The organism is Leisingera sp. ABM4_103, assembly GCF_056158685.1.
In genome coordinates this window covers 575,184-599,324 of record NZ_JBSWTU010000005.1, presented here as the reverse complement: position 1 = coordinate 599,324, position 24,141 = coordinate 575,184, and the positions used below count along the sequence as shown (strand labels likewise).

Here is a 24,141-nt window from a genome sequence, read left to right as displayed (position 1 = left end):
CCGCGCCCGCACCGGCAATCCGCCAGAACCGCCGCCGGCCTGCGGCTTCTTGCGCTTCATGGCCCGGCATTGCCTGTCTCCGCTTTTACACGCGCATGGCGGATGTCGAGACCTGATTGCCAAAGCACAACAAGCCCGATGCCGACCACAAGGATAATCGTGAGGATATAGCTGAAGAGGATCATCAGAAGCGCAGGCTCGTTAGAAACCCCAAGCGCCTTGAGCGCGAAGCCCGCTCCGAACACAAAGCCCGCCGGGATCCGCACGAACCGCCCGAGGACCATGGCAAAGCCTGCGAATACCATCAGAAAGAGGTAGTCCCAGGGCCTCAGGAGCACTCCCACCGCAAGTCCCGCCCAAAGGAAATGCGTCGCCGCCACCAGCTTGCCCGCGACGGCCGCGATGATAGCCGCGATGCGCCGCGCGCGCGCCCTTGGCCAGACGATGCCCGCGCCTAGCGATGCCCGCAGCCCCGGACCGCTCGCGCCCATGCGTTCGGTGATCCAGTCGAAGAGACGGCAGATCAGCGGTTCCTCGCGGTTGAAGAGGTCACGGAAACGAAAGAGCACCCAGAGCAGCCCGCCGAAGAGCAGCAGATTCAAGGCACCCGCAACGCTAAGGCCGAGGCGCAGATCCCCCTCAATCTGCGGAATGCGCCCTGCGGCAGCCACCGCTCCGGCAAAAAGCGCGAACACGACTCCGTCGAGAAACCTGGCGATGACTGCTGTCGAAAGCACCGTGGCCAATTTTAACCCGTGCAGGCGCGCGACCAGCCAGGCCCGCACCAGCGGGCTGACGCCCAGCGGTAAAAGCACGTTCACGCCGTATCCAGCGAGCAGCGCACCTGTCAGTGGCAACGAGCCGACCGGTTTCACATCAAAGAGGATTTGCCGCCACTTCCAGCCGCTCAATAGCTGTTCAAGCAGGATCGTGGCCGCCAGCACAGATAGCCAAACCGGATTGGCCTGGCGCAGCCCGTCAAGGAAGCGTGCGAAGTCAAGGCTCCCGTACAGCCGGAAGATCAGCCAGAGCGCCAGTGCTGCACCCAAGACAGGAAAAAGCCAGCGTTTGATGAAAGGTCCCATGCATATCCCGCTTGCCGGATATGCTACCCTCTGTATCATGGTACGGAGTCAATGGTTGATCCTGAGAGGAGGCTGCCATGGCAGCTCTGACGATTGGAAAAGCCGCTCGATCGGTGGGGATCGGGGTGGAGACTATCCGTTTCTATGAGCGCAAGGGGCTGATCCGCCAGCCGCCGCGGCCAACCGCCGGCGGCCCGCGGGACTATGGCGGCGGAACATTGCAGCGGCTTAGGTTCATTGCCGGGGCCAAGCGGCTCGGCTTTTCGCTGGCAGAGACCGCCGGCCTGCTCGCGCTTCTGGAAGCGCCCGGCGCGAGCTGCAAGGACGTGCAGGCACAGGCTAAAGCCAAGCGCGGTGAAGTTCAGGCCAAGATCGAAGGTTTGATCCGCATCCGGGATTCGCTTGACCGCCTCCTTGGCGCTTGCCCTGGAAAGGGAAGTCTTGCGGACTGTGCGATCCTCGAGGCAATTGAGAGTGCTTAGAACTCAGGAGGCACTTCCTGACAAGAATACTAGTTGATGACGATGGTATGATAACTGGTTGTCAGGGACGGAAGCAGCTTCGCTGCCGCAGCGGATGAGTGCTTTCGTCAATGCCGTTCTCTGCCCGCCGCTTACTGAATATAATGGCGGATAATCTAACTGGTAGAACAAAAGTTCTGAGAACTTTGAGCGCCGCCCATCGGCTTCGTTCCGGAATGGGGGGCAATGCGCTGTGCAATGAATACATACTTCAGCATCAACATGCCTGCCTGGAAATTTGTCCGCAACACATTGGTTGTCAGTTGTGCAGGCCTGTTTCCGCTGCTGCTGCTCTATATCGCCCTCACGCCGGGCTTCGGGGCATTGCTATTGGGAAGCGGGCCCGCGTTCAGCCGGTTTCTGCGGCAGGTCGTGACAAATGGTTTACCTGTTGTATTTGCCGTCAACTACGTGAGCTTCTTTCTTTTTGCCGTAAGTACCGCCAAGCAGCGTGAAGCAGCCGTGCCGGCCCGTATCCTGTAAGCGCCCGATTTTTACCGCAGCGGTTGATTGTTGACGCGGGCGATGATGCCGGGCTCAGCGACGAAGTCTTCGAGGAAGCTGTGCCAAGCCTCAACGGACACTCGTGCTGATGCCAGCATGTCGCGCAATTCGTCGATGCCCTCGTCGGTCAGCGCCGTAATGTAGTCGTCCCGTCCGATGTGGACGCTGACGATGTTGCCGTAGGAGAGGTTGTCGTCGTTGCTGACGATGGCCTCGAGAAGTCCAGGATCCTCGCCCAGCAGGCTGGCGACATGGGCGATGGAGCAGACGTAGGTCGTCGCTGCCATCACGCAGCCTCGCTGCGGCTCTGATCTGCCGGCTTCCAGTTCCAAGGGAGCAATTCGGCCAGCCGGTTGACCATGTGATCGTGGATACGGTCCAAGACATCTGCGAGGTAGGCCTGCGGATCGAGGCCGTTCATCTTTGCCGTCTCGATGACGGTCATGGCGCGGGCGAGCGTTTCACCGCCGGTATCCGAACCCGCGAATAGCCAGTTCCGCCTGCCAACGCCAATGGGCCGCAGCGCGCGCTCGGCGGGATTGTTGTCGATGGCCACGCGCCCGTCCTCCAGAAACAGCGTGAATGAAGCCCAACGGCTCAGCCCGTAGCGGAACGCCTTGGCCAGATCACTCTTACCGGGAATACGGGTGAGCTGCCTTTCGGCCCAGTCCCGGAACGCATCAACCTTGGGCTTGCTTTCCTTTTGGCGCACGGCCAGCCGCAGTTCGGCAGGCTTGCCGCTGATTTCTCGTTCGATGTCGTAGAGCTTGCCGATACGGTCGAGCGCCTCGCGCGCGATTGCGGATTTCGTCGCGGTCCAGACATCGTGAAAGTCGCGGCGAAGATGCGCCCAGCACGCGGCCTCCCGGAACTGGCTCTTGCCGTCCAGGTCCGCGGCATAGAGCTTGGCATACCCCTTGTAGCCATCAGCCTGGAGAATGCCGCTGGTCTCGCCAAGATGGGCGAGGACATGCTCTTCCTTCCAGTCCGGGGCAAAGTGATAGACCGCACCGGGCGGGGCCGTGCCCGCCCATGGGCGCTGATCCCGGACATAGGCCCAGATCCGGCCTTTCTTGACGCCCTTTCCGAGCCCCTTGTCGCGGCGGCCGCGATCGAGAACCCGGATGGGCGTGTCATCTGCGTGCAGAAGATTGCTGGCCATGATCTCGGCCTCGATCTTCTCGATCAGCGGCGCCAGCGCCTTCATTGCCCCGCCGCACCAGTCGACCAGGGTCGTGTCCGGGATGTCTGCCCCCATGCGGGCGAAGATCTCGTTCTGACGATACAACGGCACGTGGTCGTCGAACTTCGAGGTCAGCACATAAGCCAGAAGGTTCGGGCCCGCCATGCTCCGTGGGATCGGACGGCTGGGTGCCGGGCTTTGAACCATACGCTCGCAGCGCCGGCAGGATTTCTTGATACGCGCGATCTCGATGACCTTCAGCTGGGCTGCAATCATGTCGATCAGCTCGCTGACATCCTCCCCGACCACACGCAGATCGCCCCCGCAATCCGGGCAACTGTCGCCGGGGTCAAGCTCGCGGCGTTCGCGCGGCGTGTCCTGCGACACCTTCGGACGGCGGCGCCTCGACTCCCGCGGTTCGGCTGGTTCCGGGGTCTGGTTGTCCGTCTCCGGCTCATCGTCGCCCTCCGGCGGCAGTTCATCCGCCTCGGCGAGCGCAACCTGCAGGTCCTCCAGCGCCAGTTCCAGTTGCTCGATCTCCCGCTCGATCTTTTCCGAACTGGAGCCGAATTTCTGCTTCTGCAATCTGGCAATCCGGACGCGCAGCGCCTGAACCAGCAGATCATGCGCCCGCAAACTGGCGGACATCTTCTGGTTTTCCGCCTGCAACGCGGCGATCATCGCCTTCAGAACGGCGGGATCATTGGGGAGAGGCGTGGCTTCTACGGACATGGTGGTGGATACCATTCTCCAAGGTCGGACGCCATAAAAACAAACGATTCCAGGGAGATAAATCAGCCCGTCCGGGCTGGTGGCGCGCCCCAATCCGGCCTGCGCCAGTCGATCCCCTCCCAGAGCATGGCCAATTGAGCGGCGGTCAGACGCACGCTGCCATCCGTCGCCGCAGGCCATGGGAAACGACCCTTCTCCAGGACTTTGTAATACAGGCAAAAGCCCTGGCCATCCCAATACAGAAGCTTCACCCTGTCGCCGCGGCGCCCTCGAAACGCGAACACGGCACCGTTCGATGGCCGCTGCCTCAAGACATCCTGCGCGATCGCTGAAAGCCCCGCGATACCTTTGCGCATATCAGTGTGACCGCAGGCCAGGTAAACGCGAATGCCGGTTCCCGGGCCGATCATGCCGCCTCCACCGCCTGGATCAAACGGGTCAGCACCGCCGCATCCACATGGGCATCGACCCGCAAGCTGCGACCATTGCGTAGAACCACCTCAATCAACGCCAAGCTCGCTTCAGGGGCGCACGCTTCCTGCGGTTCCGGCGGCGACGTAATATCGACGGGCAGGAATAGCGTCGCGTCGTCTGGCGTCAGAAGCCCCTTCCTCCTCAGCTCGTATCGCCAGGCATAGATCTGCTGCCGCCTGATCTCGTGGCGCTGTGCGACCTGCGACACGGTCGCGCCGTTCACCCCGACCGAAAGCACAATCGCCAACTTCTCGTCGTCACTCCAGCGGCGCCGACGCTCCAAGCCAAGAATTTCGCCCCGCACAGCTGCCTCCCTCCCTGTAGGAGACGTCATTAAAGACGTCTTTATGGACGTTTCTTACCAATCTCCAGGACACACGAGCAGGCGGTTCAAATCGGGCGGTTACCGTATCCTTCTGATCGACCTGCCTGCAAGGGTCCTCATTTTCGTCCTGTTGCATGGAGTAATATATTTCATTTCGGCTGACTGGTTCGGCTCGTTCGGAGGGGATCACTGGCAGGCGTTGCAGGTGGTTGGGCCGACACTTGTCCGGTCCGCCTTTTTTGAGAACATTTCCGGTGTTTACCTTTACGCGACGCTGGTCAGCGCCTTGCCACTATACGCAACAGTGATCGACAGCAGTCTTGAAAGGTGCTCCAAGCGATGGGAATGGCTGCGCGGCTTGGTATGCAAGCTGCCGGGCAAGCTCGGGCCGATCCTGCTTGCGCTGGTTTTCTTCGCAATATTCACACTGGCTTTGACGGGTGCCGCAGCGGTGATCATAAATCTGCAATCGGTTTGGATTTGAGGCGCACGGATCCTTCAGCACATGAAGTGCAGAGCGGGTTTGGGCGGTGGCGGGCAATACTGCAACGGCTGGCAGCGCCGCTGCAAATGTGAACGCCGCGCATGACGGGTGATCCATACCGGTTGTACCGGTGGCACCGGATCAGCAGCGCGGCGTTCAACGCCTCGAGGGCGGGCTTCGGCGCTTCAGGTGCGGTTTCGATGCCGCGCCGGTCAATTCGGCATCATGGCACCGATTGCGTACATTCCGTCAGAGCCCTTGAGCAGCATGAGGGTAACCTTGTCGCCGGGTGCAACGTCTCCCATGATTTGCGCGCCGGTCAGGAGTGGCAAGTCCATCGTCATGCCGGGCCAGCCGATTTCGGGAATGGGGTCGTGGCTGACATTTGCGGAGCCATCGCTGATTAAGTTGACGACGGCGGAGGCGTGTACTGCGCCCTCCATTTGGCTATCACTCATGTGCATGCCGGAGTGATCTATACTGTGGGTTGTTTGAGCGAATGCGCCGCTGGCGCAAAAGGCAAGGACAATACTGGAGAAGGTGAAGCTTTTCATTGGATATCCTCTCAAGGGTCAGAGTTTCGTGGGTTTCATTCGGCCGGAACGGCCGTTTCGCCCGCTGGTGGAGGGCTGCCGATCTCGCGATTAACGCGCCGCAAAGCCAGACGCTTCCAGATGACAAAGACTGCAGGGATGACGAAGAGTGTCAGCAGCGTCGCCGTGACCATGCCTCCGACCATCGGCGCGGCTATGCGCTGCATGATTTCTGATCCGGTGCCGTGGCCATACATGATCGGGATTAGACCGGCGAAAATCGTCGCAACCGTCATCACTTTAGGACGGACACGCAGCAGTGCGCCCTCGAAAACGGACTCCTCGATGTCGAGTGGCACCAGGGTTCGGTTTTCCGAAATGGCAAGTTTCTTACGCTTCTCCCAAGCCAGATTGAGGTACAGAAGCATCACGATCGCAGTTTCGACGGCGACACCGGCCAGCGCAATGAAACCCACCAGCACGGCGACCGAAATGTCGAAGCTGAGGTACCACAGGAACCAGACCCCGCCTGCCAGAGCCACTGGCAGCGCGGCAAGGATGATGCCCACCTCGATCACGCGGTTGAACGCCAAGAACAGCATCAGCGTAATGAGAAGAAGTGTGGCAGGTGCCACCAGTGTCAGCCGCTGCTGCATCCGCTGAATGTATTCGTACTGGCCCGACCAGGTGATGGAGTAGCCTGGTGGAAGCGCTACCTCATCCGCGACGCGGGCGCGTGCCTCGGTCACGTAGCTGCCAAGGTCTCGGCCAGCGATGTCGATGAAGACGAAGCCGGTGCGCCGGGCGTTTTCGGACCGGATCATGCCCGGGCCGTCGACGATGCGGACCTCGGCGAGGGCACCAAGCGGGATGTGTGCCCCCGAGGGGGTCACAACCGGCAGACCCTGAAGGCGTTCAGGGCTGTTTCGCCACTCCTGCGGATAGCGCAGGTTGATCGGGAAGCGTTCGAGGCCCTCGACCGTTTCCGAGACCTGCATGCCCCCGATCGCTGTCTGCACGACATCCTGAACGTCACGCACGCTCATCAGGTAACGCGCGGCGGCTTCGCGGTTGACATCGATTTCGATGAAACGCCCGCCCACGGGCCGTTCGGCATAGGCCGATGCCGTGCCCTCGATACCGGCCACAGCACGTTCGATTTCAACCCCGATCCCTTCGATGACAGAGAGATCCGCACCCGAGATCTTCACACCAACAGGCGTCTTGATACCGGTCGCCAGCATGTCGATCCGGTTCTTGATCGGCTGGATCCAGACGTTCGTCACCCCCGGCACCTGAACCGTACGGTCGAGCTCTTCGCGGATACGTTCCATTGTCATGCCCGGCCGCCATTCGGACTCGGGCTTCAACTGGATTGTCGTCTCGATCATTGTCAGGGGCGCCGGGTCGGTCGCAGACTCCGCGCGGCCGAGCTTGCCGTGGACCGTCTTTACTTCGGGCACCGTTGCGATCAGCCGGTCCGTCTGCTGCAGGATCTCGCGCGCCTTGCCGATGGATACGCCCGGATACAGCGAGGGCATATAGAGGAAGTCGCCTTCGTTGAGTTCCGGCATGAACTCGCTGCCTATGCGCTGAAGCGGCCACCACATCGAGGCGACCAGCGCCACTGACAGCAGCGTCGTTGCCCAAGGCCAGGCAACCGCGGCGTCGAGAAACGGGCGATAGGCCCAGATCACCATGCGGTTAAGCGGGTTTTTGTGTTCCGGCATAATCCGCCCGCGCACGAAGTACCCCATCAGGACTGGAACTAGGGTAATCGACAGGATCGCCGCCGCGGCCATAGCGTAGGTCTTGGTAAAGGCCAGCGGTTTGAAAAGCCTGCCCTCCTGACTTTCCAGCACGAAGACCGGGAGGAAGCTTACAGTGATGATCGCCAGAGAATAGAACAAGGCGGGCCCCACTTCGGATGCGCATTCACCGACAATTCGCCATCGGTTCTGGTCCGTCAGCTTTTCCTGTTCCAGCCTGCGGTGCATTGCCTCGATCATCACGATTGCTGCGTCAACCATAGCGCCGATGGCAATGGCTATGCCGCCCAGTGACATGATGTTGGCATTAACGCCCTGCAGTTTCATGATAATGAAGGCCGCGAAGATCCCGAGAGGCAGAGACAGCAGGATCACCAGCGCCGAGCGCATGTGCAGCAGGAACGCCGCACAAACGAGCACGACGACGATGAATTCCTCGGTCAGCTTGTCCTGCAGGTTGTCAATGGCGCGCTCGATGACGCCAGCGCGGCTGTAGGTAGTCACCAGCTCGACGCCTTCAGGCAGGTTTGGGCGGATCTGCTCAATCCGCTCCTCGACGTTTTTGATCGTGGCCAGCGCGTTGCCGCCCCAGCGCAGGATCACGACGCCCCCCACAGCGTCGCCTTCTCCGCCGAATTCGCCAACGCCGCGGCGAAGCTCTGGGCCAAAGCGGATATCGGCGACATCTCCAAGTGTGACTGCCGCGCCTCGCTCGTTCACCATTAGAGGTGCGCGAGCGAGATCGGCCAGTTCATCGACATAACCGGTTGAGCGGACCATGAACTCGGCTTCGCCCATTTCAATGACACTGCCGCCGGTTTCCCGGTTCGCCGCCTGAATGGCGCCCCGCAGTTGCGGAAGTGTGATGTCGTAGGCACGCAGCTTGTCCGGGTCGACCACGACTTGGTACTGACGGACCATACCGCCGATGGTGGCGACTTCTGACACGCCATCGACGGTCTGCAGTTCGTACTTCAAAAACCAATCCTGCAAGGTCCGGAGCTGTGCCAGATCGTGGTTTCCGCTCCGGTCGATCAGTGCGTACTGGTAGATCCAGCCAACGCCGGTCGCGTCGGGGCCCAGCTGCGGAGACACTTCTTCAGGCAGGCGGGATGCGATCTGCCCGAGGTATTCCAGGACGCGGGTCCGCGCCCAGTAAAGGTCGGTGCCGTCCTCGAAGACAATATAGACATAGCTGTCGCCGAAGAACGAGAAGCCGCGCACATCGCTAGCGCCAGGGACGGCAAGCATCGCGGTGGCTAGCGGGTAGGTGATCTGGTCCTCGACAACCTGCGGCGCTTGCCCAGGGTATGGGGTGCGGATGATCACTTGGACGTCCGAAAGGTCGGGGATGGCATCCACCGGGGTTTCGCGGATTGCCCATACCCCGGCAATTCCGATCATCACGGCAAGCGCGAGGATCATGAACCGGTTGGCCAGGGAAAGACGGATGATAGCAGGTATCATGAGCTGACCTCCGTCACGGAGGTGGTGCCGACCAGCGTTAGCGAGAAGTCGGGGTTGCGGCGGAACAGGAGCCCCACTTTCTCGCCGATCGGCAGGGTTGCCTGATCCAGGGTCTCATCCACCGCGAAATCCATGGTCATTCCCGGCATCCCGATCTCGGTCATGGCGTCATGGGTGATGTTCACCATGCGCCGCTCCGGATCCGCCGAGTTGATGGTGCCAGCGACTTTCATCGGGGCGATGACAGGTTCGGCATTCGCCAGCACCAGCGTCATCCCGTCGGGTCGGGCAAAGGTTAGGGTCATCGCGGTCCCAGTGGCCAGTGCCGCCGGTTCCAGCTCCTCGGAGATGGGAAAGTCCATCGTCATGCCGGGCATCCCGAGTTCCGTCATCGGGGCATGGCTTATCGTCGCCGTGCGTTCAGCGGGGTCGACGGCGTCGATGGTGCCGCTGACGACGATTGGTGCCGCTGCCGCCATCTCGGTTTTCCCGGACGCCGGCGCCGCAGTGGCAGCTTTTTCCCGGACCGCGATAATGCTGAACATGCCCGCGTCGTTCTTGGCCAGATCGAACTCGACTGGTCTGTCCAGAACGACCGCCTCGGGATCCAGCCCAGCCACCTCGAACTCCATTTCCATTTCGGGCCAGCCAAGCGCCGGAATCGGATCGTGCGACACGGTCAGTGTGCCGTCCGGGTTCACCTCGTGGATCGTGCCAGTCCCCGTGGCGGCAATCCCGTCATCGGCACCGATCTCTATCAGTGCAAGAAGGTTATCCGCGCCCCGGGCAACGGTGAAAGCGATCCCGGAATCTTCGGCGAGATGATCAAGCGGCACATCTGCCCGCACTGGGAAAACGGAGGTCATTGCCGGCCAGTCGAGGCTGTCGAGGGGGCCGTGCTTGATCGTCGCCAGCCGGGTTTCGTGGTCCAGCGTGACAAGCCTTCCAGCGCCGTGCGCGGGCTCTTCGTCTGTTGGCGCCATGCGCATCAGACCGGCGCTGAGCGCGCTTTCGCTGTCAATCAGGAACTGCGCCGACGCGACGACTTCCTCACCCGGCGCGAGCCCTTGTACGATTTCAGTCCGGCCGCCCTCACCGAAACTGTCGCGCAGGCCGGATGTAACCAGCCGCGGTTTGAAGGTTCCTTCACCGGTCTTCAGAATCACGCGCTCGGCCGAACCGGTCCGGATAACCGCCTCCGACGGCACGGTCAGCGCTGTTCGCGTCCGGGACGGAACAAGACTGACGGTTCCAAACATGTTGGGCCGCAAAAGCCCCGCAGAGTTGTCGAACTTTAGCCGCACCGGCAGCGTGCGGGTTTTGGGGTCGAGTTCGGGATAGATATAATCGATTTCGCCCTCGAACGTGCGCCCGGCCAGATGCTCGAAGCGGGCGACCGCGCGCATGTCTTCGCTGAGCCGCGCGATGTCCCGCTCGAATACGTCAACGATCAGCCAGACAGTTTTCAAGTCGCTAAGTGAAACTGCAAGCGTTCCCGGCTGAAGGTACATGCCATCGGCAGCCGAAAGCGAGATCACGACACCGTCTTGCGGGGCTTCGATCCTGATAGTCCGTGCAAGCTCGCCGCTAGCTTCGATCTCCGCAATCTGAGCCTCGGACATGCCGTGGCTAAGAAGCTTGTTCCGGGCGGCGTCGAGGATCCTGGCGTCTCCGGCCTTGACGGCGCGGACCAAATCTCCGGTCGCCGCACTGATCACTGGTGAGAACATCTCGAACAGGACGTCGCCTTTGAGCACGCGATCGCCGATGGCTCGGGTTTTTAGTTTCTCAATCCACCCGTCGGCGCGGGTGTGGACGTGGCTTGTCTGATGCTCGTCGTATCGCACGAAACCGACGGTCTCTATCTTTGACGATATGTCCGACATCCGTGAAACAGCGGTGCGTACACCGATCGCGTTGACCTCGGCCGGTGAGAGCGACACTTCAGCGGGATCACCTGCAGGCTCCTGGCCGGCATAGACAGGGATCAGGTCCATGCCCATCGGCGATTTCCCGGGCTCGTCGCGCCGGTAGTTCGGATCCATCGGAGCAACCCAGTACAGGATCTCGGAGCTGTCCGAAGCCGGGCTTTCTGTGAAGTTAAGGTATGTCCGTTCCAGAAAAACCCCGCCCGCCGTTCCTGCGGCAAGGGCAAGGATGCTGAGCGCTGTGTAACGTCCGCGCATGATAACCTCCAGGCTGATCTTCCCGAAGCAGCCTACGTTGTTGACAAGTTACCGGCGCGTCTCAAGACCGCCGCCGGAAGCGAAAATTGTCAAACGTGCTTGGGAGGACGGACCGGAGGCGGTGTTTCCAGATGAACACCGAATTTGCTCGCACCGGCTTTCAGGTGGAGCGAGGAACCTGTCATAACGGCAGGTGGGATAGCCGCGGAGGGCAAGTCGGTGCTGAAGCATGAGCCGCCGATGCAACGGGCAGAAACCGGATCGTATGCACACCCGCCGCGATCATCATTTTGATTTTGCGATGGAGATACCTGCCGCAGCGAATGATCGGACCCGGAATTTGACGAGTGACCGGCTTCTTCCGCGAGGCTTCCCTGATGTGACACGTGCATGGCCAACGCTGACGTGAAATTTGCCGCAAAGGAAAAAGCCAGTGCGACGAGAATGATGGTCACGCGCCGTGCCAGACATATCAAGAATCTTCTGCCCACGATCTGCATATAGCTGCGCTTTGTCTGGTTGCCAAGCTGTCCTGCCAAGGATCCTATCTCCCAGAGTGCCGACCGCTGTCACAAACCAAGCGGCGGTTCACTTCGCGCTCTTCCAATGGGATGTGTTTCCTGAGTTGGAGCTGTTGGGGAACCTGGCGTGAGTTAGAGTAAGAAGAGGCCGCGCAAGGAACGTACCGGGAAGCACGGTCAGATTTTGGAAGCTGGGTGTCGAGGCAAGAGTCCTTTCAATTTATGAACAAAGCATCGGGTGCCCGCTTTTAGGATTTCGGTTTGCGCTATCCGTGATTTTCTATGCCCTTTGGGTTTGCCGTCGATTTGTGCTGAGACTACGTGGCCTTAACGATGGGTGGGTAGAACGGGGTGGAATCTCCGCGTATGGATCTATCCACTCGCGGTACAGGTGTTTCGAGTTTGAGTTCGCTCTGTGGACACTCTCGGTGCATGCTGAAGCTGCGCAAACACCTCGCGGCTGCGGCAATCATATTCCCGCTCTCTTTCGAACCAGATCGGGCCAAAACTGGCCAGTTTGTACGCCGCCCGCAGCGAGGCCATGGCTTCGCTACCCTGGCAGGCTTTCGTACCGCTGCTTACTCCACCATGACCTTTTGCGCGTTGATGCCGCTCCAAGCGTTGCGCTTGTTCAGTTACCGTTCACTACATGGCACTGTCTTCTTCCCATTCGTCTGTTCAGAGTTCCTCTTCGGCCTGGATTTCGCAGATAACCCGATAGTGCTCTTCGTCGTCCCAGCCATCTGCAACACATTTCACCAGCTTGCTAAGGTTGCCGGGATCCCGCACCGCCTCCAAAAGAGTCTCAAAGGCCTCTGGGCTGTCAGAAACATTGTAACGGGTCATATAATGCTGGTCATTTCCGGCAATTTCTGAAGAAATCAGGACACCCCAGTTCACCTCGATATCACCATCGCTGCCTGCTTCTGCGATCTTGTCTACGAACAGGAACTGGGTGGACAGCTTGGTGATGGCAGCGTCACGGCTACCGCACTCCGCTACATATTCGGAAAGTGCGTCCTCGCATACCTGGTGGAGCAGATGTTCCGCGCGCATGATACGGACAAAGTTTTCGTTCATCTGGTGGTTCACCTTTCAAACTGAATTTAATCTTGGGGTAAAGTGGGGCATGAGGTTGAAAACCAAAAGCGGCAATTTTCAGTTCTCCACAATTCCGGAGAGACATGAACCGCAGCCCTCCTCAGCCTTCGAGGGTTCCTTTGCCGCGACTTGCCGCTGTTGCGGCAAGACCAGGGCAGGCTGCCTTTCAAGCCGACCTTTGCCCCCAGTTGGCGCTTTCCCTTCTGTTCAACACGGGCATCAGGGCTCGATTAGCATGCAGGTTCCGTTACAACTTTGAAAACATTTGGTGATTGTCTTTATTTCATTGGCCGCCATACACCGAGGAGCTTGAAAATGCGATGTTCCTACCGCAGGCGGGGGCAGTGGCTCTGAAAAAAGTCATTTAAAATCAATGATGTAACGGTGTTACGCTGAGCGTTACACGCCTGTTACGGGGTTAAGTTATTGAAAATACTGGAGGTTTGTATGTATGTCTATGTATGTAACACATAAATAGTTATATATATAAGGAGAGAAAGAGATATCCTGCCGGAGTGAGTAAGAGGTATACACTCTCCCCCGCCGTTACAGGCGTTACGGCGTTACACTTCGTCTAAGCCATTGAAATTATTGAGGCGGTCCGTAACGCTCCAGCTCGATAAACATGAACGTAACCCCCGATATGTAACGCGGGGGTAGCTTCCCGCTGTACCGTGGCGACCAGATCACCGCCCTTCATGCACAGATGGGACTGCGGATGGTCCCCAAAAGGACAGAAAGCAGCCCTTCTGACATCCGTGCCAAGCGCAGCGCGCACTCAGCCGCAGACGCGATATTCCGGGGTCGCTTTCCCGAAAGCGGAAGCCCTGTGGCGCGATGCGGCACACTTGGATGGAGGGGGTAGCAATGGCGTCAGCGAAGCGCGGTATCTGCCGAAGCGCTCGCAGTGATTGCATGCGAATTTCACTATCGGCTGGGGATAGTCTTTTGCCTTCTGGTGCTGCTGATAGAATGCGGCAAGTAGATTTGGCGACTCTCATTGCGGCAGGAGAAGGGGCGGGTCTCAAGTTTAGGTCGGTTGACGTGAACAATGCGCGAACACGGCTGCACGGATTTTGCACGTGAATCACGTGCAGCTCCGCGAAAGTTCACGGAAAACAGGGGAAACCCACAGTTTTGCAGGGGCTGGAAAAAAAATGAAAAAACGCCTTGTTTCTCTGGGTTGCGGCAAATATACGGGTCAGCGGAGACGTGGCCGAGTGGTCGAAGGCGCTCCCCTGCTAAGGGAGTAGGCGGGAAACCGTCTCGTGGGTTCGAATCCCATCGTCTCCGCCATCACACCTTTTTCTAGCATTTTCAAAGACTTAGGTGTTGGCATTGACCAACATTGACCAACAACATTGACCAATTGGGGCACCGTAAGGTTGGCGTATTTGACTGCCGTTGGTGTTTGCCAGACATTCACTTCAAAGCATTGCAGCAAGGATTGAGAAGTTGGCAAAGGATTGGTGGGATAAAGGGCTGATTATTGGCGAGGTGGCAGGCAAGGTCCTGACACCCATCGTGATAGGTGTGGCCGCATTGATCTTTAACAGCCAGACGAGCCAGCGAGAGCAAGCTGCTCGCATGACGCAGATCGCAGTTGGCATACTTTCTGAGAAACCTGAGTACTCGCCCGGAGACACCCAGCCTGACCCTTTGAGAAATTGGGCAGTGGCTGTCCTCCAGCAGCCGGGGGACACTATTCCACTGGATGATGCCGCTGCTGACGCCTTGCGAACACAGGGACTGCCTCGCACCTTTTCCGCAATCGAAAGCGGGCTCGCAATGAGCTCGATAGGCGACAAGCTCTGCATATTTGAAAAGATAGGCGGGGGACTTTCAGCAGGTGAAGCACAGCGTGAGTGCGAAGCGGAGCGGGCGGCGAGCTTTGAGGAGATTACTAGGTTGCTCAATAAGTCTATTGGGGCTGTTGACCCCAAGAGTGCGCCCTGAGAAGTGCCTTGAAGTGTCCGTGAGGGTGCTCGAAAAACACTGATACACCCCAACGAACCAGTTCGCATGGAATATATGTCAGCACTACTGACCCTTTTCCATCACGCCCGCTCAAGTCGCTCTATGGTCCGCTTAACCTGTGATGCCTGCCATTCACCGCCACGGGCCGTTCGCACCCCCGCCCGGTTCAACTCCGCAGCAATCTCCCTGAGGCTCTTCCCGGCTTCCCGCAGCGGCTGAATTAGGCCAGCCACGTTCTGGGCGCGCTCGGTGGCCTTACGCTGAACCTCTTGGTTCCGCTTCAGGGTCTTGTCACGGGCACCGCCGAGCTTCACGCCACGGGCCTTGGCTTCCTTGAGTGCTGCCTTGGTCCTGATCGAGATGAACTCCCGCTCCTGCTCAGCCAGTGCTGCATAGATATGAAGCTGGAACTTGTCCGCCTGCGGCATAGCAGCCACGCGAAGCTGCACCTTCCGGTCATCCAGAAGGGAAGCGATAAAGGACACCTTGCGGGACAGGCGGTCGAGCTTGGCAACAAGCAACTCAGCGCCATGCTTGCGGGCCATATCGAGGGCTTTGGTCAGCTCTGGCCTGCGGTCATCAGCGCCTGATGCCACCTCAGTGAACTCAGCAACCACTGCGAAGGGCTGATCGCTGTAACCTTCGAGAAACAGGCGAATGTCCCTGTCCTGCGCCTCAATGCCCAGCCCAGACTTGCCCTGCTCATCGGTCGATACACGGCGATAGATCACATAGCGCTTCATTCTGCCCAGCTCCTTCTGCTTGTGAGATGAGATAAGGAGGGGTGTTGCAAATGTCAACGGTCGTTGTGGGCGTTACAAAAGGGGAAGTCACAGCCCCAACTCAGAGGATAGGACAACGGGCCTGCCAGCGGGTATGTGAAGGTGCCTGCGAGCGCGCGTGTGTAAAAAGACCCCCTCCCCACCGGGGGAATTTGCGCGGCCTACTATATGATCTCTGCTGCATGAATTTTTGCACAGAAATATTTGGAGGTATCCTGTCGGTCGGGTTTCCTACCGACTGATTTCACTTGCTAACATAAAGAGGGCGGCGAGCCGACCTTCGCTGCGTCCTGAACGAACGGCAGCGATGCGCAGGTAGCTGACTTTGCAAAGCCTGGCGCAGTCACCGAAGCGGACATCCGGATAGACATTGAGGTTGGTAGCTTTGAGCCCAAAGCCGCCGCCCACTACGGACGAAAGATGCCGCAGTCGCAGCTCGCTTACCGGCCATTCGCCGCGCATGCAAAATCTGGAGATGATCGAACTCACAGCCGCGGGACAATCCTGCCTTTTGCTGCCAACGCGCAGTCCTTGGTGCCACGGTTTTTGCGGCCCGGTCCATGTTCGTGTGCGATGCTGCTAACGTTTGCGTCAAGTTACATTCACTAAGCTTCAAGCGTCGCGAAATTGTGTCGGTGTGATACCCATAGTGCCTCGACCGGCCGCCGGAAAGCTAGCTCCGTAGCTCGTTGCCAGAAAAGCTGATACTTGCAAAGCTGTCATGCAGGTAGGCGTTGAAGTGCCCTTTGCCAGTCGGCACCCAAAGCGGCCTTACGGCGTAACGGTGAGCAGTTCCTCCGGCCCGCCAAGTGCCTGTTTATGAGGTCGGCCTATCGGACAAAAATGAGGCTGACCGGAGAACGCTCGGCGATTGGTCAACCGGTGACCATGCGGAATCAAAGCATAGTGTAATGGCGAGACGCGTGTGCCAGCAATCAAACTTGGCCGATCAGATCAGGCGCTTGAACCGTTGCGTGATGAATTTGGCTTTCGGGAAAAAAACGAAGTGCGTTTGCGCCTAAGCGCCCAAGCTAACAGACGAGATGCAGACGTGCGCGCAAATGGAAGTATAAGCAGTGTGATAAGCGTTGCTTGTGCTGTGCCAATGTAAGCCAATACCGCATACCACCAACTTTTCAGCTCTAAAAGCGTGAATAAGCCGGCTGCTAGTCCAGATATCACTGAAAGCACCAGCGCCACAGTCAAGCGTACCTGAAAAACGTCGTCGTGTCGCGATCGTTTGCTTTGACGAGCAAGCCAGACTGAGTTGTTTAAAAAGGCCTGTTCAAGCGCATTTTCTAAATTGGATAACGATTGGTCGCATCTAATAGAACAATCGCATATCGCCAGTCGATCAACACTAAAATCATTGGACGAGAACTCGCTGGACAACAAAACTATTGTAACGTGCGGCAAGTCTTGACGGAACAACAATAGGCGGTCGACCACTTGCGTTGGCCCACCGAGGCTATCGACGTCGACGAACACCAGTACTGATATGTTTTCATGGCAAACATCTTTTGCCCAAAGCGACGAAATGCTTGAAACCCTTTGCACTGTGATATCTTGTCTCAAGAAATGTGCAGAGATGTTCATGTATTTTCGGCCCACTTCCCCACAAAAGAGAATGTTGCCTTCTGTGATGTGGTTTACTGGCTCTTGCCACTGACGGTTAGGTCGCATTCTCTGCATCTCTTCTGAAGTACTGTTTTCGCGAGGCGTCTAAGTGCATGTCTAGATGGTAAGGAAAGCTGAGCTGTGTCTGTGTCAGCTTAAGTAAGCCACTACTCCAGAGCGGTCTCATTCAGTAAGGTGGCGACCTGCGTTCGGTTTGAAGCCCCGACCTTGCGAAAGATCGCGCGGATGTGCATTTTCACTGAAGACTCGGAAATATTCAACTTATGAGAAATCTCCTTGTTGCTGAGACCTTTTGAGAGGAGTGGACAAATCATCTTTTCTCTGGGTGAAAGACCAAAAGATATGCTTTCATCGGATTTTTGCACAAACGTGCTGGCCGGGAAAAAGGTGCCACCGCTAACGATGACCTTGATGATGTTGTTGAGATCACTGAGCTTCGTGGATTTCGGAATGTAACCTCTCACCCCGTTTTTGAGACCTTCAACTGCAAAGGTGTTCGAAATTCCACCTGATAGAAGGACAACTGGAATGGGTGCTGCAGTTTTTACAACCTCAACAACGCTTTTCATGCCATTCATGTCAGGCATGTGGACATCCAATAACACCAATTCAAACGAATCTTTGTCGCTTTCAAGTTTTTTTAAAGCATCATTTCGGCTCTGACAGATTGTTGCTTCAAAGTCTCCGGAGTCGATAGCCAACTTTAAGGTTTCCAGAAGTAGGAGATGATCATCCGCAATCAGAATGGTCCGCTTTATATGGCGTTTTTTTGATGGGCTGACTGACATCAGTTGCTCGAGGCCTTTTAATGCGAGTAGTAAGTTCAAGCCTTCTTGTCGCTAACTCCACGTCAAGACAACCTAGCCAAACGGGTAATATTTTTGCCCGATGGATAGTTGGCGGCCCTGAAATCGTGCCAGCAGCGTCTGGAGGGAACGAGGTTTCCAATTCGACGGCTGGAAGTTCTAGGAGAGGAGTTCGTCGAACCGTAGTGATCTTGCACTAGCCTATGTTTGGGCGAGGGACGTGCTGAGCGGCTGGGAAGCTCACCCGCAGCGAATGTCCGTTTCCCGCCCCTCGCTAGGGGGGCGAAGCTTGCGCAGCGCCGGTTTTCGCAGCCGCAGCGAATGTCTGCTCGGTCCCGTCAACTTTTCCCATGCCGGGTGTCTTCGCAAAGGTCCGCTTTTACCCAAAGGGGTATTGGGCATCATGTCCGCTTCGGGCTGGGACCGGGCATCCGTTGGGCTTGGCACGAAGGTTCCCGCCGCATAACCGCCCACATCAGCGCTGCGTTGCTTCAAGCCGGAGTACTGGCAGCAGCACATCCTCAATCAGCTTGACCTGCTCTTCAATTAGCTCGTTCATTTTATTGGGGCGGTCGGTGCCGCTGGAGCTGCTGATGTCCTCCCGGATTGAGCGTGAGAACTCTCTATCGTTGCAAGTCTCACTACTTGCGCCGACAGAGATTTGGACCAGATGGAATTGGCGGTTCAGCAATTCCAACGCCTTCTCTACTTGCTCACCGAACAGCGCCCGCGCCATAGGTAGGCACTCTTCCACCGCGCGCCGTTCATCAATTACAGTATTCAGCCGGTTGTAATAACCTTGCGCTGACACCAACCGTTGCTTCCGCCCCACCTCCACGGTGGCCCAGAAATCTTGTTTCTCAAGCTGCTCCTCGGCCGCACTCAATTCATGAGCTTCCATCAAGGGGCTTCTAACATAGCCAAGAGCACGGCGTGCCTTGTACGCGGCAGTCAGAATGCGTTCGGCTTGTTCGATGCGCCGCTCGGAAAGCTTCTGTCGTCGCCAGCTTTGATAAGTGTTCGAGGCCATCCACGCAGCAAAGCCAATCGCTGCCGCCTGCGCCAATGCGCCGACACCTTGCAGAACTGCGCCTAAATCTGATGGACCGTAACTTGCCATTCGCTCACCTTGGACCTGTGACACGAATACTATGGGCTATGCGACGATCGACTACCAGATGGACTAATCAACTGATTTTTCATCTTTCGGGTGCAAAGCCTCGTTGCCCCACGCTAACTCCCATCGAAAAGCCCAGGGATGCGTGATTGGGAAGGTATGTCATTTTCACGGGCGCAACCTGTCATTCGCGCGTCTTGAGCGAACGACCGCTTCGGGCCGACACTCTCACTCAAATCAGCTTCGAGAGAAGCGCTTGTAGCGGATTATGTGCAGGACATCACTTCATTAGCGGAGCTATCAACTGTGTCATTAGAGAGTTCAAGATGTCGGCTGAACGCAAGGCAGCGTGGGCGGGGCCAGTGACGGCCCCTGCTGGGTCATTTTAGGGTCAGCGTCCCGTTCCATTTGGCCGGGGTGCGATTAGGGAATAGCGGGGTGTATTCCTCCCTCGCCTCACGCCTGCCAGCATTGAAGCTGCGGTTGCTGTAAGACGGGTCACGCCAGCGTTTGCTGTGGAGCCAATGCTTGGGGACGTTGATGGTCTTGCAACAGGGATGGCTGTCAGCGTTCGTGGTCATGCTGCAATCGCCTCCTGTGCCACGGGTGCTACTCCACGCGCATGGCGAACATTGCGTAGGAACTCTGCCGCATCACGTTGAACATATAGCGACCTCGGACCTGCAAATGGCCTCTGGTGAGAAACCGTGCGGATGACCGGAAAGTCTTCATTGATGGTCCCAGCCTTCGCCTGCTCAATGTACGTCCTGATCGAGACGCCAAAGAATTTCTTGGTGTATGCGGACGCGGCCTTAGCGATGTTCTTGCGGTCATCTGCGCGAGGAGGCTCTCGGAGGAGCACGGGGTCAGTGAGGATGCGCCGTAGTCCAGCATCGTGCAGTATGTGGCCCAGGATTGATTTCATCATTCCCAGCCTTGCCTGGGGCGCGGTGGTATAGACCATTTCTTCCAGTCGCTGCGCGTGCTCATAGTGCTCATAGGATAGGCGGGCATTCTCGGAGCTGCGCGAGCCACGGGCAGCGTGGCGGGACTTGCGCTTGCGACAGTTGTCGCTGCAATACATCTGGTTTTTGCGGCGTGGCGTGAACTCGGCGTCGCAGGTGGGGCATTGAATTTGTTCGGTCATGGTCTGGTTCCTTGGGTTTGATGGATGATCGGGAAGGACAGCCCGTCAGCAGGCCCACCAAGGGGCCCGACCAAAGGCGCTATCGGGCATGCGAGAGCTGCCCATCGCGATCATCGAGGGGGGACGGAGAGGAATTTTTTGCCTCCTCTCCCTTGTGTGTGGGTTAATTGATTTTTCTCTTGACAAGGACAAAATGGACCAGCGGTCACAAACGGTGAGCATCGCGGGGCAGCGGCAAAGAAGGCCACCTCTCTGTCCTAAGGGGCGGGTTATTCGATTTAGCGGCCCTGCACCCAGAACGTTTGAGCACTGACCCGCTAAAACGTCCCCCCGTATATGTAATAGGAGCAACTTCAGGGGATGAACGGGTTGTGCTGGGGGGATGATGAATATCATCACACCTTCAATTCCAACCTCGGCGCAAGCCGGGGGCGAGGTGTTCTGAACGTGCAGGAAAAGCTGCCTGCTAGAAATGGCCTAGCTTGAACTTTTTGGTCGCGTTCAGGTCGAAGACCACTGGCGCTTCGCGCGGTGAGACCACTGAGGTAGGTCAGATCATCATCTCACCTACATCTCATCCACCGGCGAAGCCGTGCCAAGGCTTTTCTGCATGGGGTCTGTTCTAGCTCAGTCCATTCTGATGTGGTCGAGACCCAGAACCAGAACATGCAGCGTTATTGAGGGCTTCGCCCTGAGAGGTTGAGTTTGAAGATGATGTGGTCTTTCAGCCTCGCATGCCCGTTACGGTTCCTTACTACGTATACGGGGGGACGTTTTTCGCACCGGGCATGGTGTAGGTGCCCGTCTTGCGGATGGAAGGGAGCACCTCGCGGGTCACCCATTCTTGGAACTGCTTGGCTTCCTTCTTGTCGCTGCGCATCACCAGCTTGTAGAGCCCGCTCTCGGAGATGAGAGCAATCCGGTATTGAGAGCCGCTGAACAGCGAGCTTAGTGAGTTGGACTCACTCAGCCCCTTTTTCCAGATGATCTGCATATCGGAAGGTGAGAGGAAATCCCGCGCCCGAATGCCCGTCTTCTTGCCGTAGAGAACTATATAGGCATCCACCGCCACGAACCACGGCTCGCCGCCGATCTCGACAACCCTCAGGTCCATTCCGTTAAAACTGTAGGTGGCCACGGAGGGGTTGTTGGCGGGCACCGCCAGTTCTGAGCTATAGGTGCACCTTTACACTGAGTAAGGGTGCTCCCCTTGTCCCATGCTCAGAACATGGGTCTTCCCGCGAATAGCTACCACCATGTAGATTAGTGCAGGTGACCACTGCGGGGGTGCTGGGCGGCATGAATGGCTTCCCCGGTGGTAAACCTGCCGGAGGCCGTTAGGGCAGCGTAACAGCCTCCACACAGGCCCTCTTTTGGTCCTGAGACGCCTCCCGCGCATAGACGCCAAAGGTCACATCCTGTTTGTCTGGGCGGTGGCCGATAACGTCAGCGATGGTTTCCTTAGACTGTCCCGCATGGCGCGCCTTGGTGGTGAACCAACGCCGCGCAGAATGGAAATTGACAAGTGAGCGCCTCACGCCCTCTCGGCTATCAGCAACTCCAACCGCCTCACGCCACCTTTTGAACCTCTTGCCAAATGTGTCAGAGGGATTGCTTGCACTTGCCAGCTCATCGAACAGCATATCCTGCGGTCCTTTGCCCGCTAGACGCTTCCGAACCATAGCCGCAAGGGCACTGTGAACGGGAACCTTACGCGCAGCGGCTGCGGTCTTGCCGTGCTGGATGTCGAAGAATAGCTCTCCGCCTTCCTCCACAACCTCTTGCACCCACAAGGTGACAATCTCAGCTTGGCGCATACCCGATAGCAATGAGGTCAACAGAACGTCCTTCATTACCTGTGCGTCAGCGGCCTTGAAGGGGTATTCTGCGGTGATGAGGGTTTTGACCTCATCGTCAGTGAACGGCCTTTCCTCGGCGCTCTGCGCGCCTCTTTCGACACGCTTTCCCTTCTTCTCTATGGCTTGATCGTTCCAAGGCCAGCCGGAGTTTACAGCTTCCCCTGCGGGTGGTGTGACGTGCCCCCTGCGGGCAAGGTAAATCCAATATTGGCGCAATGCGGACAGGTGCTTGCCTTGTGTGACGTGGTGTTTTCCATCCAGAAACTCAGCAGCGTATTGCCCCGCCAAACGCCTATCTACCCTGTCCAGCGTTTTCCCCTTCTCGCGGCACCAACGGGCAAACATCATGATAATCCCACGCCGCTCATTGGTGGTCTTAGGGGCCAGCTCTGCGAGGGTCAGATAGGTCTCAAGGTGGTGCTCGATCTCTACTTTACCCGCCATTGCATCCTCGAAGGCTTTGCGCTGGGCGGGCCGCATGGCTTCTGCTTCGGCTTCTGCTGCGGTGATGATGAGGTGGCGCTCATCGGCATCCTCTGAAGCGTCCAGAGCGGCGCGTGTGACGGTGCCCCTATCGGCTGGGGGAAGGGCTGCACTCCTTACGCCACTGCTATCCCCCCAGCCACCAAGAGCGAGGGAGAGCCTGCGGCCTGTCTTGATTTCATCGAACTGGGCGCTTGTGGCGCGCTCGATTTCATCGCGCCTCCGCTTGGCCTCTGCAATGTCAGAGGTACGCAGATTGATGAGGATAAACTTTGGCCCGCCGGTCACCTTATGGACAGCCTGAGGGATGCCCTGACGGTACCACCAGACGTTTCCCCTGAGGGAGAGTAAGCGCTCCGACCGGTTGGATTTTACTGCCATATCAGCACCTCATTGACCAACGTCATTGACCAATTGCTAGTCTGGAAGCATATGATATTCAACGATTAAAATGGCTTAGGGGTCGTTGGTGGAGCTTCCCATCGTCTCCGCCATTACCTCGAAAATTACGATGGCTGAATAGTTTAGTCCTGGCCCCGCAAGGGTTTGCGCTTGGCCTGAATCACAAGGGCTCCACTTGGTGGCGGCCGGCCGCGGTCGGCGGCAGGCCTTGGCTTCGCACCCGCAGGCGGCTGCCTGCCTGGCGGTAGTCACCCTCTGGGTTCAGAAGCGCAGGGACAGGCAGGACATGCCTCCGTCCAGTTTGGCGCAGTCGGAGTTGTCGATCTCCACGATCTCAAAACCTGCCTTATCCAGCATTTCTGCCGTGCGCGGGAAGCCTGCGGCCATCAGCACCAAATTGTTGAAGCGGATGGCGTTGGCCGCGGCTTCCTCGCCTTCGGGCACGTGCAGGACGTTGTAACCCTCAAAGCAGCCGGAGGCGTCCAGGCGTGTCGTGGACAGGATAGTCTCCGCATCCATCAGAGAGCAGTCGGTCTTGAAGTGGAGAACGCCCTCGGGAGTGAAGACCTCGCGCAGGGAGTGGCCCCATTCAGCAGCGATCTCGGCCAGCTCCGCGACACCTGCGGCATCGGTTCGGTCAGAGCGGCCAACAAGGATCTCCTTTCCAGTCACCAGAATGTCGCCGCCTTCAATGTGGCCGGGGCCGGTGATTTCGCGCACATCGCCATAGCAGGCCCGCAGGGTGGGGGCCATTTCCGCCACTTCGCCTAAACGGGACGGCGCGCCGGGGCGCATCAGGATTGCACCCTCGGGCAGGCAGAGGGCAGTGTCCTCTACGAACTGAGCGTCAGGGAAGGCCACCAACGGTTCCAGCTCAATCACCTCCGCGCCAGTGCTGCGCAAGGCGGAAACATAGGCTGCGTGCGCCTTCAGCATTCCCTCGAGACTCGGATTGCCGATGTCCTCGGCGCGCAAGCCCTGCGCGATGCTGGACGCAGGACGTCGGGTGATGGCGCGGGTGAATTCAAAGGTGGGGTTTCGCATT

General features: G+C 58.1%; 23 protein-coding genes and 1 tRNA gene. 5 read left to right on the top strand and 19 right to left on the bottom strand.

Features of this window, described 5'->3' with window-relative positions; translation table 11 throughout:
• Positions 1-56: 56 nt before the first annotated feature.
• Entirely contained in the window at positions 57-1,085 is a 1,029-nt protein-coding gene (locus ACXAED_RS04460; RefSeq protein WP_475047206.1) for a lysylphosphatidylglycerol synthase transmembrane domain-containing protein, read from the bottom strand.
• A gap of 77 nt (positions 1,086-1,162) precedes the next feature.
• Between ACXAED_RS04460 and ACXAED_RS04455 the strand changes: the two genes are divergently transcribed.
• On the top strand, positions 1,163-1,567 hold the full coding sequence (locus tag ACXAED_RS04455) for a MerR family DNA-binding protein (protein ID WP_475047204.1): 405 nt from the start codon (positions 1,163-1,165) through the stop codon (positions 1,565-1,567).
• 237 nt (positions 1,568-1,804) lie between these two features.
• The gene (locus ACXAED_RS04450) at positions 1,805-2,089 is read left to right on the top strand and encodes a hypothetical protein (protein WP_475047203.1); all 285 of its coding nucleotides are present in this window, start codon (positions 1,805-1,807) and stop codon (positions 2,087-2,089) included.
• Positions 2,090-2,100: 11 nt separating this feature from the next.
• On the opposite strand, the gene ACXAED_RS04445 is transcribed toward ACXAED_RS04450, so the two are convergent.
• From ACXAED_RS04445 to tnpA, 4 genes are all read right to left on the bottom strand, one after another.
• Positions 2,101-2,397, bottom strand: a complete 297-nt coding sequence (locus tag ACXAED_RS04445; RefSeq protein ID WP_141889230.1) for a hypothetical protein — start codon at positions 2,395-2,397, stop codon at positions 2,101-2,103.
• Positions 2,397-4,025 (bottom strand): IS66 family transposase, encoded by a 1,629-nt coding sequence (gene tnpC / locus ACXAED_RS04440; protein ID WP_141889295.1) that lies wholly within the window; start codon positions 4,023-4,025, stop codon positions 2,397-2,399. The genes ACXAED_RS04445 and tnpC overlap by 1 nt, the downstream gene beginning before the upstream one ends.
• A gap of 62 nt (positions 4,026-4,087) precedes the next feature.
• Positions 4,088-4,435, bottom strand: a complete 348-nt coding sequence (tnpB, locus tag ACXAED_RS04435) for an IS66 family insertion sequence element accessory protein TnpB (RefSeq protein ID WP_141889229.1) — start codon at positions 4,433-4,435, stop codon at positions 4,088-4,090.
• Positions 4,432-4,833, bottom strand: a complete 402-nt coding sequence (gene tnpA / locus ACXAED_RS04430) for an IS66-like element accessory protein TnpA (RefSeq protein ID WP_167510219.1) — start codon at positions 4,831-4,833, stop codon at positions 4,432-4,434. Before tnpA ends, tnpB begins: the two co-directional genes overlap by 4 nt.
• A 13-nt stretch (positions 4,834-4,846) precedes the next feature.
• On the opposite strand from tnpA, the gene ACXAED_RS04425 reads away from it, so the two are divergent.
• Positions 4,847-5,308 carry a hypothetical protein gene (locus ACXAED_RS04425; RefSeq protein WP_475047201.1) on the top strand — a complete coding sequence of 154 codons (462 nt, stop codon included), beginning with the start codon at positions 4,847-4,849 and terminating at the stop codon, positions 5,306-5,308.
• Between the two features lie 212 nt (positions 5,309-5,520).
• Here ACXAED_RS04425 and ACXAED_RS04420 read toward each other — a convergent pair whose 3' ends face one another.
• The 5 genes from ACXAED_RS04420 to ACXAED_RS04400 form a co-directional block, all read right to left on the bottom strand.
• Complete coding sequence (locus ACXAED_RS04420) at positions 5,521-5,862, bottom strand: copper-binding protein (protein ID WP_475047200.1); 342 nt, start codon at positions 5,860-5,862, stop codon at positions 5,521-5,523.
• A gap of 35 nt (positions 5,863-5,897) precedes the next feature.
• Positions 5,898-9,077 carry an efflux RND transporter permease subunit gene (locus ACXAED_RS04415; protein WP_475047198.1) on the bottom strand — a complete coding sequence of 1,060 codons (3,180 nt, stop codon included), beginning with the start codon at positions 9,075-9,077 and terminating at the stop codon, positions 5,898-5,900.
• Entirely contained in the window at positions 9,074-11,263 is a 2,190-nt protein-coding gene (locus ACXAED_RS04410; RefSeq protein WP_475047197.1) for an efflux RND transporter periplasmic adaptor subunit, read from the bottom strand. The genes ACXAED_RS04415 and ACXAED_RS04410 overlap by 4 nt, the downstream gene beginning before the upstream one ends.
• 89 nt (positions 11,264-11,352) lie before the next feature.
• Positions 11,353-11,802 (bottom strand): hypothetical protein, encoded by a 450-nt coding sequence (locus ACXAED_RS04405; protein ID WP_475047195.1) that lies wholly within the window; start codon positions 11,800-11,802, stop codon positions 11,353-11,355.
• A gap of 660 nt (positions 11,803-12,462) precedes the next feature.
• The gene (locus ACXAED_RS04400; protein ID WP_475047193.1) at positions 12,463-12,864 is read right to left on the bottom strand and encodes a hypothetical protein; all 402 of its coding nucleotides are present in this window, start codon (positions 12,862-12,864) and stop codon (positions 12,463-12,465) included.
• Positions 12,865-14,091: 1,227 nt separating this feature from the next.
• Between ACXAED_RS04400 and ACXAED_RS04395 the strand changes: the two genes are divergently transcribed.
• Positions 14,092-14,181, top strand: a tRNA-Ser gene (locus ACXAED_RS04395).
• A gap of 159 nt (positions 14,182-14,340) precedes the next feature.
• Positions 14,341-14,841 (top strand): hypothetical protein, encoded by a 501-nt coding sequence (locus tag ACXAED_RS04390; protein WP_475047191.1) that lies wholly within the window; start codon positions 14,341-14,343, stop codon positions 14,839-14,841.
• Between the two features lie 101 nt (positions 14,842-14,942).
• On the opposite strand, the gene ACXAED_RS04385 is transcribed toward ACXAED_RS04390, so the two are convergent.
• From ACXAED_RS04385 to ACXAED_RS04345, 9 genes are all read right to left on the bottom strand, one after another.
• Positions 14,943-15,605 (bottom strand): recombinase family protein, encoded by a 663-nt coding sequence (locus tag ACXAED_RS04385; protein ID WP_475047189.1) that lies wholly within the window; start codon positions 15,603-15,605, stop codon positions 14,943-14,945.
• A 270-nt stretch (positions 15,606-15,875) separates the two neighbouring features.
• Positions 15,876-16,133 (bottom strand): hypothetical protein, encoded by a 258-nt coding sequence (locus ACXAED_RS04380; protein WP_475047187.1) that lies wholly within the window; start codon positions 16,131-16,133, stop codon positions 15,876-15,878.
• A 465-nt stretch (positions 16,134-16,598) separates the two neighbouring features.
• A complete protein-coding gene (locus tag ACXAED_RS04375) occupies positions 16,599-17,327 on the bottom strand; it encodes a hypothetical protein (RefSeq protein ID WP_475047185.1) in 729 nt (242 codons plus the stop codon).
• A gap of 101 nt (positions 17,328-17,428) precedes the next feature.
• The gene (locus ACXAED_RS04370) at positions 17,429-18,070 is read right to left on the bottom strand and encodes a response regulator transcription factor (protein ID WP_475053011.1); all 642 of its coding nucleotides are present in this window, start codon (positions 18,068-18,070) and stop codon (positions 17,429-17,431) included.
• A 493-nt stretch (positions 18,071-18,563) separates the two neighbouring features.
• Positions 18,564-19,208: a hypothetical protein gene (locus ACXAED_RS04365; protein ID WP_475047183.1), complete on the bottom strand. Its 645-nt coding sequence runs from the start codon at positions 19,206-19,208 to the stop codon at positions 18,564-18,566.
• A gap of 574 nt (positions 19,209-19,782) precedes the next feature.
• Entirely contained in the window at positions 19,783-20,352 is a 570-nt protein-coding gene (locus ACXAED_RS04360; RefSeq protein ID WP_475047181.1) for a hypothetical protein, read from the bottom strand.
• Between the two features lie 754 nt (positions 20,353-21,106).
• Entirely contained in the window at positions 21,107-21,490 is a 384-nt protein-coding gene (locus ACXAED_RS04355; protein WP_475047180.1) for a BRO-N domain-containing protein, read from the bottom strand.
• Between the two features lie 199 nt (positions 21,491-21,689).
• Positions 21,690-23,075 (bottom strand): tyrosine-type recombinase/integrase, encoded by a 1,386-nt coding sequence (locus ACXAED_RS04350; protein ID WP_475047179.1) that lies wholly within the window; start codon positions 23,073-23,075, stop codon positions 21,690-21,692.
• Between the two features lie 282 nt (positions 23,076-23,357).
• Complete coding sequence (locus ACXAED_RS04345) at positions 23,358-24,140, bottom strand: dimethylarginine dimethylaminohydrolase family protein (RefSeq protein ID WP_475047177.1); 783 nt, start codon at positions 24,138-24,140, stop codon at positions 23,358-23,360.
• Position 24,141: the final 1 nt, after the last annotated feature.